The 14478-nt window shown below is 64.7% G+C and carries 13 protein-coding genes; 12 read left to right on the top strand and 1 reads right to left on the bottom strand.

Annotated elements, in window-relative coordinates; all coding sequences use genetic code 11:
• Window positions 1-65 precede the first annotated feature (65 nt).
• The 9 genes from ASE49_RS11385 to bla all read left to right on the top strand — a co-directional run bounded on the left by ASE49_RS11385 (window position 66) and on the right by bla (window position 9722).
• Window positions 66-1367: a M24 family metallopeptidase gene (locus ASE49_RS11385; RefSeq protein ID WP_056772076.1), complete on the top strand. Its 1302-nt coding sequence runs from the start codon at window positions 66-68 to the stop codon at window positions 1365-1367.
• A complete protein-coding gene (locus ASE49_RS11380) occupies window positions 1364-2224 on the top strand; it encodes an LLM class flavin-dependent oxidoreductase (protein ID WP_056772073.1) in 861 nt (286 codons plus the stop codon). The genes ASE49_RS11385 and ASE49_RS11380 overlap by 4 nt, the downstream gene beginning before the upstream one ends.
• Window positions 2224-3450 carry an LLM class flavin-dependent oxidoreductase gene (locus tag ASE49_RS11375; protein WP_235522950.1) on the top strand — a complete coding sequence of 409 codons (1227 nt, stop codon included), beginning with the start codon at window positions 2224-2226 and terminating at the stop codon, window positions 3448-3450. Before ASE49_RS11380 ends, ASE49_RS11375 begins: the two co-directional genes overlap by 1 nt.
• Window positions 3447-4460 (top strand): alpha/beta fold hydrolase, encoded by a 1014-nt coding sequence (locus ASE49_RS11370; protein ID WP_056772066.1) that lies wholly within the window; start codon window positions 3447-3449, stop codon window positions 4458-4460. Before ASE49_RS11375 ends, ASE49_RS11370 begins: the two co-directional genes overlap by 4 nt.
• Window positions 4461-4582: 122 nt before the next feature.
• Entirely contained in the window at window positions 4583-5791 is a 1209-nt protein-coding gene (locus ASE49_RS11365; RefSeq protein WP_056772063.1) for an FAD-dependent oxidoreductase, read from the top strand.
• A gap of 43 nt (window positions 5792-5834) precedes the next feature.
• Complete coding sequence (locus tag ASE49_RS11360) at window positions 5835-6125, top strand: DUF1330 domain-containing protein (RefSeq protein WP_056772060.1); 291 nt, start codon at window positions 5835-5837, stop codon at window positions 6123-6125.
• A gap of 165 nt (window positions 6126-6290) precedes the next feature.
• Complete coding sequence (locus tag ASE49_RS11355) at window positions 6291-7688, top strand: MFS transporter (RefSeq protein WP_056772056.1); 1398 nt, start codon at window positions 6291-6293, stop codon at window positions 7686-7688.
• Window positions 7681-8721: a Gfo/Idh/MocA family protein gene (locus ASE49_RS11350; RefSeq protein WP_056772052.1), complete on the top strand. Its 1041-nt coding sequence runs from the start codon at window positions 7681-7683 to the stop codon at window positions 8719-8721. Before ASE49_RS11355 ends, ASE49_RS11350 begins: the two co-directional genes overlap by 8 nt.
• An 89-nt stretch (window positions 8722-8810) precedes the next feature.
• Window positions 8811-9722: a subclass B3 metallo-beta-lactamase gene (gene bla / locus ASE49_RS11345; protein ID WP_056772050.1), complete on the top strand. Its 912-nt coding sequence runs from the start codon at window positions 8811-8813 to the stop codon at window positions 9720-9722.
• A gap of 75 nt (window positions 9723-9797) precedes the next feature.
• Here bla and ASE49_RS11340 read toward each other — a convergent pair whose 3' ends face one another.
• Window positions 9798-10724 (bottom strand): formylglycine-generating enzyme family protein, encoded by a 927-nt coding sequence (locus tag ASE49_RS11340; protein ID WP_056772046.1) that lies wholly within the window; start codon window positions 10722-10724, stop codon window positions 9798-9800.
• Window positions 10725-11196: 472 nt separating this feature from the next.
• Between ASE49_RS11340 and ASE49_RS11335 the strand changes: the two genes are divergently transcribed.
• From ASE49_RS11335 to ASE49_RS11325, 3 genes are read left to right on the top strand one after another with little or no spacing between them, the layout of a single operon-like run.
• Entirely contained in the window at window positions 11197-12201 is a 1005-nt protein-coding gene (locus tag ASE49_RS11335; RefSeq protein ID WP_056772042.1) for an ABC transporter substrate-binding protein, read from the top strand.
• 36 nt (window positions 12202-12237) lie between these two features.
• A complete protein-coding gene (locus tag ASE49_RS11330; protein ID WP_056772039.1) occupies window positions 12238-13029 on the top strand; it encodes a class II aldolase/adducin family protein in 792 nt (263 codons plus the stop codon).
• 16 nt (window positions 13030-13045) lie between these two features.
• Window positions 13046-14398, top strand: a complete 1353-nt coding sequence (locus ASE49_RS11325) for an LLM class flavin-dependent oxidoreductase (protein WP_056772035.1) — start codon at window positions 13046-13048, stop codon at window positions 14396-14398.
• Window positions 14399-14478 lie beyond the last annotated feature (80 nt).

Raw genomic sequence — 14478 nt, 5'->3', positions numbered from 1 at the left:
TCAGCAGGCGGATAGTTTGATCCCCTTCGACCACTTTGGCGCGCAGGCGGCTCCATAACACGGCGATGCAGACGGTTACGCACCCCGATGACGAGGGGCTCCTCAATGCCCTTGGACGCACAGGGCCGATAAACCTGGCCCGGGCCGTCGCGGTCATGGAGCGGCACGGTCTCGACGGCCTCGTACTGGGCGATCCTGTCAACGTTTTCCATGCGCTTGGTCACTGGCCGCAGATCGGGCGGACGCGGGCAGGCCAGCCGCCCGGCACTTTCGCGCTGATCGTGCGCGAGCGTCCCGAGCAGTTCGGGCTCGTCACCTCGCGTTTCCTGCACCACTATTCCTGGGCCGATGGCCGCGACCGCAACGATGTCGCCATCTGGCTCTACACCATGCTTGGCGACGAGGGCGATGAGACGGTCGGCGCCGTCCCCTCCACGCCCGTGCTGCCGCGCGGCGATGACGCCGTACGCACCGCTGCCGAACGGCACCGCGATGCGATCTCCGGGCGCGAGGCCGGCGCGATGACGGCGCTGCATGACGCGGGCGGGGCCATCGTCGCGGCCATGCGCGGGCTGGGGTTGTGGCAGGGCCGCATCGGCTACGACCATCCGGTCATCGCGCAAGTCGCAGGGCGGCACGAACATCCCGGCGCCATGGTGCAGGCCGACAACGTGCTGCGCGAGATCCGACTGGTGAAATCGCCGCTGGAACATGCGCTAATGGCGCGGGCTGCCATTGCGAACGTCGATGCGCTCAACGCGGTCGGCCATGCCGTTCGCGCTGGCGCCACCCATGCCGAGCTGCAGGCGCTGTTCCGCGTCGAGACCGCCGTGCGTGGCAACACCGCCGTCTTCCTCAACGTCGATCGCGTGTCGTCGGAACTGTCGCGCCTTCAGGTCGCGGATGGGCAGACGATCATGCTGGATGGGGTGAGCCAGCACCTTGGCTATCATGGCGACTTTGCGCGTACTGTGTTCATCGGCGAGCCCACGCGCGCCGCCGCCAAGGCGGCCGAGGCGGCGGCATTCGGCTGGCAGGCGGTGCGCGAACAGCTGCGGCCAGGCCTGCGCTATTCGCAGATCGCGGCGCTGGGCGAGGCGGCGATACGAGCCGCCGGGTATGAGGCCGTGATCGGCTTTGGCCCCCACAGCGTGGGGCTGGCCCATACCGACGAGCCGGGCGAAGTGCACGGCGGTTTCTGGCGCAAGCCCGACATCGTGCTGGAGCCGGGCATGATCATCTCCGTCGATTGCCCGACGCTCGATACCGGCATCGGCGGGTCCGCGCATTGCGAAGACCTTGTGCGCATAACCGACACGGGCTGCGAGCCCATCCATCCTCTTCACGAACCGGTGATCATCGTATGACCAGACCCTTCATCCTGTCCGCCTCCGTTGCCGAGGCTTCCTTCGCCGTGCCCGATGATGGCCTGACGGTGCTGCGCGCAGCCGAAGATGCGGGGCTGGACCTGCTGGTCATGGGCCGCGCCGGCGAACGGCCGTTCGATGCGCAGGTGCTGCTGGCGTGGGCCGCGCCGGTGACCTCGCGGCTTGGCCTCGTCGCCACCGTTCCGGCCACGAACGCGCATCCGTTTCATGTCGCCCGGGCGCTGTCGGCGATCGACTTCCTCAGCAACGGCCGCACCGGCTGGTCGGTCATTCCCGAAGGCGCCCCCGATGGCATGGCCGAGGATATGGTCGGTGCTGCACGCGCGCTCTGGGACGGCTGGGGTAGCGAGACGCTGATCCTCGACAAGGCCAGCGGGCGATATCTCGATGCGTCCAAGGTCCAGGCATCGAACTACGATGGCCCGTTCTTCAAGGTGGCCGGTCCGGTAAATGCCATGCGTCCGCCTCTGGGCCACCCCGTGCTGGTCGTGGACGGTGAGGCGTCGATCGCGATTGCCGATGCCGATATCGCCCTGTTCGTCGACGGGGCCGCGGCGCCTGCGGCGACCAAGCGCCTGCTCAAGGTGGCGGTCGACGCCGATCCTGCCGGGCTGCGCGCGCGCTTCGATGCCGGCGAGATCGACGGCGTTCACTTCACCCTCACTGACGGTGCGGCGCAGCTTGCGGCGATCGGCGCGCGCTTCGGCAGCCTTGTCACAACCCATGCCGATGCGGGCGCCGACTTGCGCCAGCGCCTTGGTCTGCCGCTGCCCACGACCGCGTCCAACCAGCCTGGCGGCGCCGTGATCCCTGCGATGCATTCGGAGTTCGCATGATGGACAATCAAATTCACTTGTGGGCCTTCCTTCAGGGCATCGGCTTTTTCCCCAGCGGTTGGATGCACCCGCGTGCGCGGCCCGAAGGCGTGTTTGCGATGGACTACTACGCCCGCGTCGCGGCGCTGGCTGAACAGGGCCGCTTCGATGCGATCGTCTTTGGCGACCAGCTCCAGTCGCGCGGAGCCGGTGGCCGCACGCCCGAGCGTATGGCGATGCCGACGCTCGATCCCGTCAGCCTGTTGACCGCGATGGCGGCGGTAACCCGGCACATCGGTCTCGTCGCCACCGTGTCCACCACCTATAACACGCCCGAGATGCTGGCCGAACGCTTCGGCACGATGGAGCGGATCACCGGCGGGCGATCCGGCTGGAACATCGTCACCACCGCGCATCCGGCAACCGCGCCCAACTTTGGGGAGGCTGACCTTCCGCCCAAGGACGAGCGCTATCGCCACGCCAAGGATGTTGTCGCCAAGGCCTGCGAATTGTGGGCAGCGATGGACCAGGAAGGTCCGGCTCTGCCGCAGGGACGTCCCGTCTTGGTGCAAGCTGGCCAGTCCGCCGATGGCCGCGACTTCGCGGCGCGCACCGCGGAGGCCATCTTCTGCCCCGCCGCGACGATCGAGGCCGGCATCGATTTTCGCAATGACTTGCGCGCCCGCGTAGCCGACGTTGGGCGCAACCCGGACGCTGTGCGCATCATGCCGGGCCTGTCGTGTGTCCTTGGCGGAACCGAAGAAGAGGCGCGCAGCAATCACGCCGCGATCCTCGATCTGGCCGACGATGCGCTGGGAATCGAGTATCTGTCGGAATCGCTGTGTTGTGACCTGACGGGCTTTGATCCGGCCGGGCAAATCCCGGTCGATACGATCCTGGCGCAGACCCTGCTGCCCAAGGCCGACATCGCCCGCGCCATTACGCCGGCGGCCGAGAAGGGCACCCCGCTTGGCGAATTTGCGGCGCACTTCATGCGTCATCCGCGTGGACACAACGTGTTCCTGGGAACGCCGGAACAGATGGCCGAGATGATGATCGCCTGGCGTGATGCCGGGGCGTGCGATGGCTTTACGTTGCAGCCCAGCTACATGCCCGGCGGCCTGGAAGATTTCGTCGAGCAGGTGGTTCCGATCCTGCAGGCGCGGGGTCGGTTGCGTACCGAATATCCCGGATCGACCTTGCGCGCCTCGCTGGGCCTGCCCGCTCGTGAAACGGTGACGGCGTGAGGATCCGGAACGTTCTGCTGGCAACGCTCGGAGCGATCGTTCTTGTCGGCGGTGGCACGGTCCTGGCGTTGCGCGCCGGTGCTGGCGAGACCGACCGCGCGCAAGCGGAGAAGCGCTGGGCGGATGGTACCTCGCGCTTCGTGGAAGTGGATGGCGTGGCCGTTCATGTGCGCGAGGAAGGCCCGGTCGGTGCGCCCGTCGTGGTGCTGCTGCATGGCTCCATCGTCAACCTGCACGAATGGGATGGCGTCGCCGATCGGCTCAAGGACCGCTACCGTGTGGTCCGGTTCGACTGGTCACCTTACGGGCTGACCCGGCCTGACCCGTCCGGTGTCTATTCCACGCCGCGCGCCGCGCAGCTTATGGATGGACTGATGCGCAAGCTGGGGCATCAGCGGTTCGCGGTGGTATCGACGTCCAATGGCGCCAACGTTGCGCTGGAGAACAACCGCGCGTATCCCGGCCACGTCACGGCGATGGCCTTTTCCATCCTGCCGCTTGAACGGCCAAGCCAGACCCGCAAGGTTGACTGGCGCCTGACGTGGATGCTTGCGTTCCATAAGGCGGTGCTGCCGAACTGGCGCTCGCACCTGTTCTGGAAGCTGATGCTGGAAGACACCACGCCGCCGGGGTTCCACCCCACCGAACGCATGGTCGACCAGATCTACGACATGAACAACCTGCCCGGCGCGCTCGAACGGCAGGCGCAGTACATCCAGGCCAACGTCAAGGCGTTCCAGACTTCGGACGTGGGCGCGGTTGCCGAGGCGGTGCGCGTGCCGGTTCTGCTGCAGTGGTGCACGTACGACGACGTCATATCCCAAGGCCCGCAAGCCTCGGTGAAGCGCTTCACGCATGCCCCGGTCACGCTGATCACGTACCCCGACCTTGGGCACTTCCCGATGTGGGAGAACCCCGAAAAGTTCACGCGCGACATCAAGTCCTGGCTCGACACCATCAAGTCTGTGCCATCGCCCGCGCCCACGGCCGCGCCCACACCCCGGGTCTGACCGCCTACCTCATCGTCCCGCCGATCCGGCCACCGAGTGTCGGATAGATCCCGCAGTGCGTGCCCAGACGCAGATAGCCGGGAATAGGCCTCTGCGTACTAAAGATTGGAGTTTCCTCAAAAATGTCAGGGATAGATCGTTGCCAGGTGGCGATTGCCGGCGCCGGCCCCGTGGGCACCGTCATGGCCACATTGCTTGCCCAGGCCGGCATATCGGTGATCGTGCTGGAGGCCGGGCAGGACTGCGCCCGCGATCTGCGCGCCTCTACTTTCCATCCACCAACCCTTGAGATGCTTGACCAGATCGGCATCACCCCGATGCTGCTCGACAAGGGTTTGAAAGCGCCGGTCTACCAGTGGCGCGACCGTGGGTCAGGCGAAAAGATAGAGTTCGACCTGAGCGAACTGTCCGACATCACCCGTTATCCGTTCCGCATCCAGTGCGAGCAATATCACTTGTCCCGCGCTCTTGCGGAAGGGTTGGAAACCCACCCGCAAGCCGACGTGCGGTTCGGCAATCGTCTGCTGTCATTTGTCCAGGATGATGCCGGTGTGGATCTGTCGGTCGAGACGATGACGGGTATCGAGCGCATCCGCGCCGATTTCCTGATCGGTGCGGACGGCGCGAACTCGGTCGTGCGCAAGTGGCTTGGCATCGAATTTGACGGATTTACGTATCCCGAGCGGTTCCTGACGCTGTCAACCGAAACCGATCTGGCCGCGTATCTGCCCGACCTTTCTTACGTGAACTACGTGTCGGATCCCAGCGAATGGCTGGTGCTGTTGCGCGTGCCGTCGGTGTGGCGCGTGCTGGTGCCCGTGAACGGGGCTGTAGACGAGGCAGAGCTGACGTCGGATGTGAACAAGAATGCGATCTTCGATCGTCTGATCGGCAGCGGGGCTTCGGTGAACACGCAACATCGCACGCTGTACAAGGTGCACCAGCGCGTCGCGAAATCGTTCCGCGAAGGCCGAGTGATGATCGTGGGCGACGCCGCCCATCTCAACAACCCGCTGGGCGGCTTTGGCATGAACTCGGGTTTGCATGACGTGTTCAACCTGTTCGAAAAGCTGCTTCCGGTGCTGAAAGGACAAGCGCAGGCAGACCCGAACCTGTCCTTATACGAACGGCAGCGGCGCGAAGTGACGCACTCGTTCATCCAGAGCCAGACCAAGCAGAACATGGCGTTCATCAGTGGCGGCGCAGGTGCGGCGCATGAGGCACGTCGTCGCGAATTGCTGGCGATCCAGCAGGATGACGCGCGTCGCCGGGCCTATCTGATGCGCCAGGCCATGTTCCAGAGCCTGGAAGACGCAGCCCTGATCCGCTGAACCTGCCGGGTACGACCGCACGGCCCCAAACAAGAGGTTTCCTATGCCCGCATGGTTCGTCATCACCACCAAGGTCCATGACCGCGAAGCCTTCACCCGGCTCTATTCCCCTGCGGTCGCGGAACTGGCGCAGCGCCACGGCGCCCGCTACCTGCTGCGCGGTCGACAGGGTCGCATACTGGAAGGCGAGGGCTACGAAGGTGGCGGCGCGGTGATCATGGAATGGCCGGACGCCGAGATGGCGATGACGTTCTGGAACTCGCCCGAATACGCGGACGTCAAAAAGCTGCGCGAAGGTATCGCCGACGTGAGCGTGATGCTCGTAGAAGGCTGAGATACCGGCGCTTGGCGCATGCGTGGCGGATCGGGTGGGGACTTTCTTTAGAATCCTCCGGGTCAGGGTAATTTCTATCCGGCCACCGGAGATTCATCTGCCCGGCTCGCCTCTCGTCCCGTTATTCGGCACGGTGGATTGGACCAGAACACACAGGTTGCGCCAATGATGTCCTCCCCAGTGCGTCCCGATGGACGCCTCCCTTTTTCGACGAAGGCCGGTTTCGGGATCGGGCAGGTTGCCAGCCAGTTATTCCGCGATGCGCCGTCGTTGCTGCTGCTGTTCTACCTCACCAACGTGGTGGGGATCGCGCCGGGCATCGCGGGAACGGCGATCTTCGTCCCCAAGGTGGTGTTCGCGCTGGTTTTCGATCTTGGGGTGGGCGTCGCTTCCGATCGTATGGCGGCGTACTTCCCGCGCCGCCGCTGGCTTCTTGTCGGAGGAATTTCGGCGCCGTTTGCGATGCTGGCCGTGTTCGCCGTACCGGCCGGCACGACGGCGTTCCAGGTAACTTGGGTCGTCGTTACGTTCAGCGCCTACATGGCGGTCTACTCGGCGTTCTCGGTGCCGTACCTCGCACAATTTTCCGAGATGTCCGCCGATCCGGTCGAGCGGACCGAGCTGATGGGCTGGAAGCATGGCTTCACCGGCCTGGGCATTCTGCTCAGTTCCTCGGCGGCGCCGATGCTGGTGAGCGTGCTGGGTGCCGACCGCAAGGCGCACCTGATAACCATGGGCGTCATCGGCCTGGTCTGCCTTTTGTGCCTGACGATCGCGTGGCACTTCGCCAGTCGTATTCCGGCGCCAGCGAACCCTGGAAAGCCCTTCGCAGTCAAAGACCTGCCGCGCGCGTTCACGGACCGCCGGTTCATGATCCTGTGCCTGTCAGCGATCGTCATGACCGTGGCGGCGGGGATCTCCTACGCCAGCTTCCCGTTCTTCGTGAAGTACGCGATGGGCCTGCCCCAGCCGTTCCACCACATCGGGGTGATGTCGGCGATCATGGCCTGCGCGGTCATGGCCGCAACGCCGCTGTGGGTCATGGTGGCGCGGCGCATCGGCAAGACGCCGACATACGTCATCGCCGCTGCCGGGCACGGACTTTTCACGCTGGTTTGGGGTTGGTTCCCGCAAGCGCCGATCGAGGTGGCCTATGTCCTGGCTGGACTCACCGCAGCGTGCAACGCGGGCTGGGGCACTATCGTGCTGTCCCTTCTATCCGACAGCATCGCGGGTGCGCGCAGCGATTATGGCGAGAATCGCGCCGGTTCCTATTCCGCGATCTGGTCGGTTATCGAAAAGGCTGGCATCGCGCTGGGCGGCACCCTCGTGGTTGGGCTGATCCTGTCGCTCTACGGTTTTGACGCCGGCGCTGCGCGTGCAGGCCTGCCGCAGTCACCCGCTTCGGTCGCCGGCATCGTCATGAGCTTCGCCACGGTTCCGGGCATAGCCAAGCTGCTGGCGGCGGCGATGATCTGGCGCTTCGTGGACGAACATCCCGAGCATTCGGGCCGATCGCCGCGTATCGCCGCGTCCAAATCCGCAGGACGGTTCAATGCCTGACATCGACGACAAGCCGCTGGGCCTGGCCGTAATTGGCTGCGGCCGCATTTCCGCGTCGCACTTTGCCGCCGCAGCGGCACTGCCCGCGGACATCCGCATTGTCGCCGCGGTGGACTTCAACCTCGCTGCCGCGCAGGAGGCCGCACAGCCCTTCGGGGCAGCCGCCTGTGCAACGCTGGAAGAGGCGCTGGCGATGACCGAGGTCGAGGCGGTGCTGATTGCCACGCCCAACCACCTTCATGCCGCGCAGGCGCTGGCGGCGCTGGTTGCGGGCAGGCATGTCCTGGTCGAAAAACCGGTCGCCGAGACTGGCGAGGAGGCGGCGGAGCTTGCGAGGGAGGCAGAGGCGCGCGGGCTCGTGCTGGCGGCGGGCCATACTTTCCGCCACAATGCCGCCGTGCGCTACATCGTCGATAACGCAGAGAGGTTCGGGCGTCTGCGTGCGGTCGAGGTTTCGTCCTGCGTCCACTGGGACGGACCGCAGGCCCCGTGGTGGGCGCAACGCAGCGCCGAGGACGGGCTGATTCTCTCGCTTTTCGCTCCGCATGCGCTGGACTTCGTGCAACTGATGATGGACGGGGACGACCCGGTGCGCGTCCACGTCGAAGCCGCGCGGCACCAGTCGGGCTGGGCCGGCGAAGACGAAGCAATGATCCTCATGGCCTATCCCGGCCGGCGGATGGCGAGCGTGCACATTTCCTACAATCAGCCTTCCGTACTGGACCGGAAGGTGCTGCATTTCGACAAGGGTGTGCTGGAAATCGAGCATGGCGAAATCCTCAGCTGGAATGGCGACGTGCTGGTTGCGCCGCCCGCCGGTGTGCTGATCGATCCGCGCCGCATGGGCGGACGGACGCTGGCGCATTATTTCACGGCTCAGTTGCACGAGTTCGCCGAGGCGACACGCGGGCGTGCACATCGCTGTCCGACCGGCCACGATGCGGCGCGCCTTATTGCGCTGATCGATCGGGTCAAGGCCTCGTCCCGGGCGAATTCAGCCGATGATGCCATCGACCCGCCGCCGCCCGTCTGACGTGTGGTCGCGCGTGGTGGCGCGTTCCACCCTTGCGGTCCGGATGGACCGCGTTGTCAGATTTCGAGGGCAGATAGGGTCATGATCGCATGAAATCATCCGCTGCCCGATCGCTGCTTGCGTTGCTCGCGTTCTGGACGTTCGGGGCGGCGCCGCCGATGCCGGACCCACTGACCCGGCCGATCGCACCCGAACTGGCCCCGCGCTGGCTGGAACCCCAAGTGCCGATGCGTATTCATGGCGGAACCTGGCTGGTCGGAACGGTCCACATGAACGTGGTGCTGATCGACACTGGCGCCGGGCTGGTGCTCATCGACGCCGGCCTTCCGCAGGCCGCGCCGCTTATCGAGGCCAACCTGCGTGCCGCCGGTTTCGACATTTCCGACGTAAAACTGATCCTCAGCAGCGAACCGCATTATGACCATGCCGGCGGCATTGCCGCTCTGGCGTGGGACAGCGGCGCTGCGGTTTGGGCGACCCGCGCGGGCGCCAAGGTCCTGCGCGCTGGCCGTAGCGGCGCGGACGACCCGCAGCAGGCGACCTTGTTCGCCTTTCCCGCCGTGCGCCGCGTGCACATCGCGCGGGATGGCGAGACGCTTCGCATGGGCAACACTGCGATCGTCGCTCATGCGACACCGGGCCACACACCGGGCAGCGCAAGCTGGTCATGGACATCGTGCGAAGGCGCGGATTGCGCGCAGATCGTGTTCGCGGCCAGCCTCAATTCGCTGACCGATGGCGTCTATCGCTGGTCGGATCCCGTCCACGCCGGTGCAATCCCCGCCTTCCGCCGCAGCTTTGCCACCGTCCGCGCCCTGCCGTGCGATATTCTGATCACCGGCCATCCCGAACACTCTGACGGTGAGGCCAAGCGTGCCCGTTTTCTAGCCGATCCGCAGGACAACGCCTTTCGTGTGCCGGGTGCATGCCGCACGCTCGCGGATCGTTACGAACGCGCCCTGGACGAACGGCTGGCCGCCGAGCGCGCGCCCCCGCGATAGCGCATGTCTGCGGGTGGGAGGTGCGCCGACATCTAGTCGCTGCTCGGCCTTACGAAAGCGGGGCGTTCATGTCCGTCACGGAAGGGTGCGGGCCATGCGAAATCCGACGAATACCGAGCGGACGTCGTTTTGCATAACGCGGCTGGCCGAACGCATGCTGCCGGGGTGGGGGCTGTGCGATCCGCCGCGGATCGTCCGCAGCTTGCAGTCCCCCGATGTCCACGCCCTGCCGTCTGTGGGCGCGCCTTCGTACGTGTCGTGCCAGCAGTCCTGCGTGAGCTGGTAGAGGTCGCCGATCATGTCGTAGAGACCCCAGGCATTCGGGGCAAACGTGCCGACTGGCGAGGGGCCGTAGAAGTCGTCATGGCACTGGGCGACCACCCAGTCCTTGTCGCGCGCGCCCACCGTCAGGTCGGCGCCATTCGCGTAAACGCACTGCAACTTGATGTCATCGCCCCAATAGCGCGAAGTCGTGGTGCCGGCGCGGGTGGCGTATTCAAACTCCGCCTCCGAAGGCAGGCGGTATGTGCGCCCGGTCTTCTTTGAATACCAGGCGATATAGGCCTGCGCATCAGCAAAATTAACGCAGGTGACGGGATGGGTGGGGGACTGCGGAAAGCCGGTACTCTGCCAGTCGGCATCAGCCCGCATTGCATAAGCCGTTCCTGCATATGCATAGCAGCCTTTGGCCCCGAAGCCCGTTGCCCGCGTGAACTCGTCAAAATCGGCCATCGTCACCATGTAACGACCGATCTCGAAGGCGGGTATCGAGACTGCGTGCTGGGGCTTTTCGCGCGGGGCATAGTCATCGTCGAGCGGGTTGCCCGTATGATGTGTCAGTGCCTGCTCGCGGGCAGTCTCCGCTTCGGAGGACCCCATGACGAAGCGTCCTGCGGGGATACGCACCATTTCCATGCCGGACGGAGCGGCCGCAGACACGGAAACGGGTAGCATCAGTGCAATCGCAGCAAACGCGAACAATCGGCCCAGATTTTGCATCATTTTCCTCTCCCGATGCCTTGCAGGCCACGCGACAAAGATCGCTGACGACAGGAAATTCGTGATCATCTCCGAATGGGGGGATAGGGACTATGCGTGATCCCACCCAAGTGCTTGGTGCAGCATCACCGCCTGGTGGATTGCGGAGTGGCAATGCGCTCCCCCTCGCGCGACCTGGCGCGCGATCCGGCTTGTTATACCGTGCTGTTGGCCAGGACACAGGTTGAACGCGTCCATGCCGCGCGCACCGTGCTTCCCGAAAACGACAATGTGGTCTGCCGGCTGGTCCAATTCTTCAAGCTCAGCTTGCTCTTACAGCAAATCCGCGAACGCAATCCGGGCAACCTCTACAATCAGAATGCTACCGCTGTTCACAGCCCACTTATGAATTATCCCGTGTTCGAACGAGAAATGCCAAATTGTCCGTCGCAGGGAATTGTGTTGGTCACATCTGAGGATTTTCCAAGGATGGACGATGTCGGATCAGGCGTTTGCGAACGCGTTTACCGGGCGGTTAGGCTTTGCCAACCGGCGTGCCGTACTGGCAGGGGTGGGCGCCATCGGCGCCACGGTGGGCCTGGCCGCGTGTGGCGGGGGTGGCAAGAACGGTCGGACAAGCCTGGTGCTGGGCGATCAGCTTCATCTGATCCAGTCTCAACTGGAAGCTGCCGGCGCCCTGAAAGACGTGCCCTATACCTATGAATGGGCCAGTTTTTCAGGTGCCGCGCCGTTACTGGAGGCCCTGGCTGCGGGCGCTGTGGACACCGCGCCTGCAGGCGATCTGCCGGTGGTGCTGGCTGCCGCTGCCGGCGCGCCGCTCAAGATCGTCGCTGCCTCTGTCGGCTCGCCGCGCGACATTGCCATCATCGTGCCTGCCGGTTCGCCAATCAGATCGGTGGCGCAGCTCAAGGGGCGGCAGGTCATCGTCTCCAGCGCGCGCGGCAGCATTTCCCATTACCTGCTGCTTGAGGCGCTGAAGGAAGCCGGGGTCGATCATCACGAAGTGAAGATCGGCTTCATGTTGCCCAACGATGCTGCGGCGGCGTTCGCATCGAACCGGATCGACGCCTGGGCGACCTTCGGCACCTATCAACTCGCGGCTGAAACCGCAGGCGCACGTGTGCTGCGTGATGGCACCGGCATAAATTCCAACCTGACCCTGATCGCCGCCAACGAAGCGTCGCTACGCGATCCGGCCAAGCGCGCCGCGATTAGGGATGCCATCGCGCGGATGAAGCGGGCCAAGGACTGGGTGATCGCCAACCCGGCCGCGTATGCACAGGTATTCGCCAAGGTAACCAAGCTCGATCCGAAACTTTCGCTGGCGCTGGTGCAGCGTCAGAACGGGCCAATGGTCGCGCCAACTCCGGCCGTGCTGGCACCACTGCAGCGCGTGGCGGACCGCTTCTATGCTGACGGCGAAATGCCCGCGCACGTCGATCTCGCCAAGATCATAGACACCGGCATCCTCGCCGCTTGAACCCTTTTCCCGACATCACGATCAACGGAGCCCCCAATGGCCACAGTTCTCAAGGAAGCATTTTTCCGCGATCCCGGCATCAGCGAAGCGGAATGGAAAGTCCGCATTGATCTTGCCGCGTTCTATCGTCTGTCCGCGATCTACGGTTGGGACGACTTCATCTATACCCACATTTCCGCCCGCGTGCCGGGGCCGGATCATCACTTTCTGATCAACCCGTTCGGCCTGATGTTCGACGAGATCACCGCGTCCAGTCTCGTCAAGGTCGATCTTGATGGCAACATCATTGGCGAGAGCGCTTACGGCATCAATTATGCAGGCTACGTGATCCACTCCGCCATCCACGGCGCGCGCGAGGATGCCTTGTTCATCGCGCACTTCCATACGGCGGACGGCATGGCCGTATCGGCTCATGCCGAAGGGCTGCTGCCGCTTAATCAGCGATCCCTCGCTCTGATCCCGCGCCTGTCCTATCATGACTACGAAGGCGTCGCGCTCAACCTGGATGAGCGGGAGCGGTTGGTAGCGGACCTGGGCGACACCAGCATCATGCTGCTGCGCAACCACGGCACCCTGGCGCTGGGGGCTTCGGTGGGCGAGGCGTTCAGCGGGATCTATCATCTGGAGGCGGCGTGCAGCGCGCAAGTGCGCACGCTCAGCATCGGGCGTGACAATGTGCTGATCGCCCCGGAAGCGGCGCAGGAAGAAGTGCGCCGCCAGATCGGACGCGAACGGGCGCCATCGGAAGGTGAGAAATCGCATTACGATCTCGTGTGGGAAGCAGCCTTGCGCAAAGCCGCGCGCCAGCTTCCCGGCTTCGACGCGTGACCAAGGAGGTTTCGATATGACCAGGCAGCGCCAATTGAAACTGGGCCTCGTGCCTACCGGCGTCGGTGGCCCCGGCGATAGCAACCGCTGGCTCGATCCCGAAATTCCGGTCGATGCCAGCGTCAACATCGACTGGTACATCGATGTGGTGCGCCAGGCGGAAGCGGCCAAATTCGACCTCGTGTTCATCGTCGACAGCCAGTTCATCACCGCCAATTCACCGCCGCACTACCTCAATCGGCTGGAGCCGCTGACGGTGCTCTCCGCCCTGGCTGTCGCCACTAGCCAAATCGGCCTGGTCGGCACGCTGACCACCTCGTACAATGATCCGTTCAACGTGGCCCGCCGGTTCGCCTCGCTCGACCTCATCAGCAAGGGCCGGGCAGGGTGGAACGTGGTCACCAGCGGGGACGCGGGCACGGCCGGCAACTTCAGCCAGCCCGAGCATTTCGACTACCACACCCGCTATCGCCGGGCGAGCGAGTTCCTCGATGTTGCGCGCGGGCTGTGGTCGTCGTGGGAGGATGGGGCGCTCGTGCGTGACCGCGCGACCGGGCAGTTCCTCAATCCCGAAAAGCTGCACCGGCTGGACCACAAGGGTGAGTTCTTTCAGGTGGTCGGCCCGCTCAACATCCAGCGTTCGCCACAGGGGGAACCGGTGATCTTTCAGGCGGGCGATAGCGATCAGGGGCGCGATCTGGGGGCCACAATCGCCGATGCGATTTTCACCCATGCCGCCACGATCGAGCAGGGGCAGGCGTTCTATGCCGACCTGAAAGGCCGCGCCGCGCGCCTGGGCCGCGATCCTGACCAGATCGTCATCCTGCCCGGATTTACGGTCTACGTGGGTGACACCGACGAGGACGGCAAGGCGATCGAGCGGCATTATCGCAGTGTCGATCAGAGCTTCGCGCAGGCCCTGGCAGAATTCGGACGACCGTTCGGCTGGCACGATTTCCGCCAGTACGATCCCGATGCGCCGTTCCCCATTGCGGCGCTGGAGCATGCCAAAAGCAGCTTTTACACCCATGCCAAGGCCATCACCGAGCTTGCCGTGGAGCAGGGTCTGACTTTGCGGCAGGCAGTGGAACGGGCGCGTATCGGACGTGGCAGTCCTTTCGCGGGTTCGGCTGAGACGGTCGCCGATGAAATTCAGCGCTGGTTCGAGGGGCGGGCGCTGGATGGTCTTAACGTCCACATGGGCCATCCGGAGCAGTTTCGCCGCTTCGTGAACGAGGTGGTGCCGATCCTGCAGGCGCGTGGGCTGTTCCGCACCGAATACGAAGCGCAAACGCTGCGTGGCAATCTGGGTCTGCCGATCCCGCGCAATCGCCATGAGATACAGGCAGTGCGCTGCGACGCGGCCTGACTGCTGCAGCCCACCTGCGTAAAAAGCCCGCCGTCCTGCAAAGGGCGGCGGGCTTTTGTGTGGGCGGCCTAAGAGGCCGA

This window comes from Novosphingobium sp. Leaf2 (genome assembly GCF_001421325.1).
Taxonomy (GTDB): domain Bacteria; phylum Pseudomonadota; class Alphaproteobacteria; order Sphingomonadales; family Sphingomonadaceae; genus Novosphingobium.
This window is presented reverse-complemented; position numbering and strand designations above follow the sequence as displayed.

Bases quoted from the DNA above. Each gene is read 5' to 3' on its own strand.
- ASE49_RS11385 (WP_056772076.1), top strand. From the start codon at position 66: ATGCAGACGGTTACGCACCCCGATGACGAGGGGCTCCTCAATGCCCTT.
- ASE49_RS11380 (WP_056772073.1), top strand. From the start codon at position 1,364: ATGACCAGACCCTTCATCCTGTCCGCCTCCGTTGCCGAGGCTTCCTTC.
- ASE49_RS11375 (WP_235522950.1), top strand. From the start codon at position 2,224: ATGGACAATCAAATTCACTTGTGGGCCTTCCTTCAGGGCATCGGCTTT.
- ASE49_RS11365 (WP_056772063.1), top strand. From the start codon at position 4,583: ATGTCAGGGATAGATCGTTGCCAGGTGGCGATTGCCGGCGCCGGCCCC.
- ASE49_RS11360 (WP_056772060.1), top strand. From the start codon at position 5,835: ATGCCCGCATGGTTCGTCATCACCACCAAGGTCCATGACCGCGAAGCC.
- ASE49_RS11355 (WP_056772056.1), top strand. From the start codon at position 6,291: ATGATGTCCTCCCCAGTGCGTCCCGATGGACGCCTCCCTTTTTCGACG.
- ASE49_RS11350 (WP_056772052.1), top strand. From the start codon at position 7,681: ATGCCTGACATCGACGACAAGCCGCTGGGCCTGGCCGTAATTGGCTGC.
- bla (WP_056772050.1), top strand. From the start codon at position 8,811: ATGAAATCATCCGCTGCCCGATCGCTGCTTGCGTTGCTCGCGTTCTGG.
- ASE49_RS11340 (WP_056772046.1), bottom strand. From the start codon at position 10,724: ATGATGCAAAATCTGGGCCGATTGTTCGCGTTTGCTGCGATTGCACTG.
- ASE49_RS11335 (WP_056772042.1), top strand. From the start codon at position 11,197: ATGTCGGATCAGGCGTTTGCGAACGCGTTTACCGGGCGGTTAGGCTTT.
- ASE49_RS11330 (WP_056772039.1), top strand. From the start codon at position 12,238: ATGGCCACAGTTCTCAAGGAAGCATTTTTCCGCGATCCCGGCATCAGC.
- ASE49_RS11325 (WP_056772035.1), top strand. From the start codon at position 13,046: ATGACCAGGCAGCGCCAATTGAAACTGGGCCTCGTGCCTACCGGCGTC.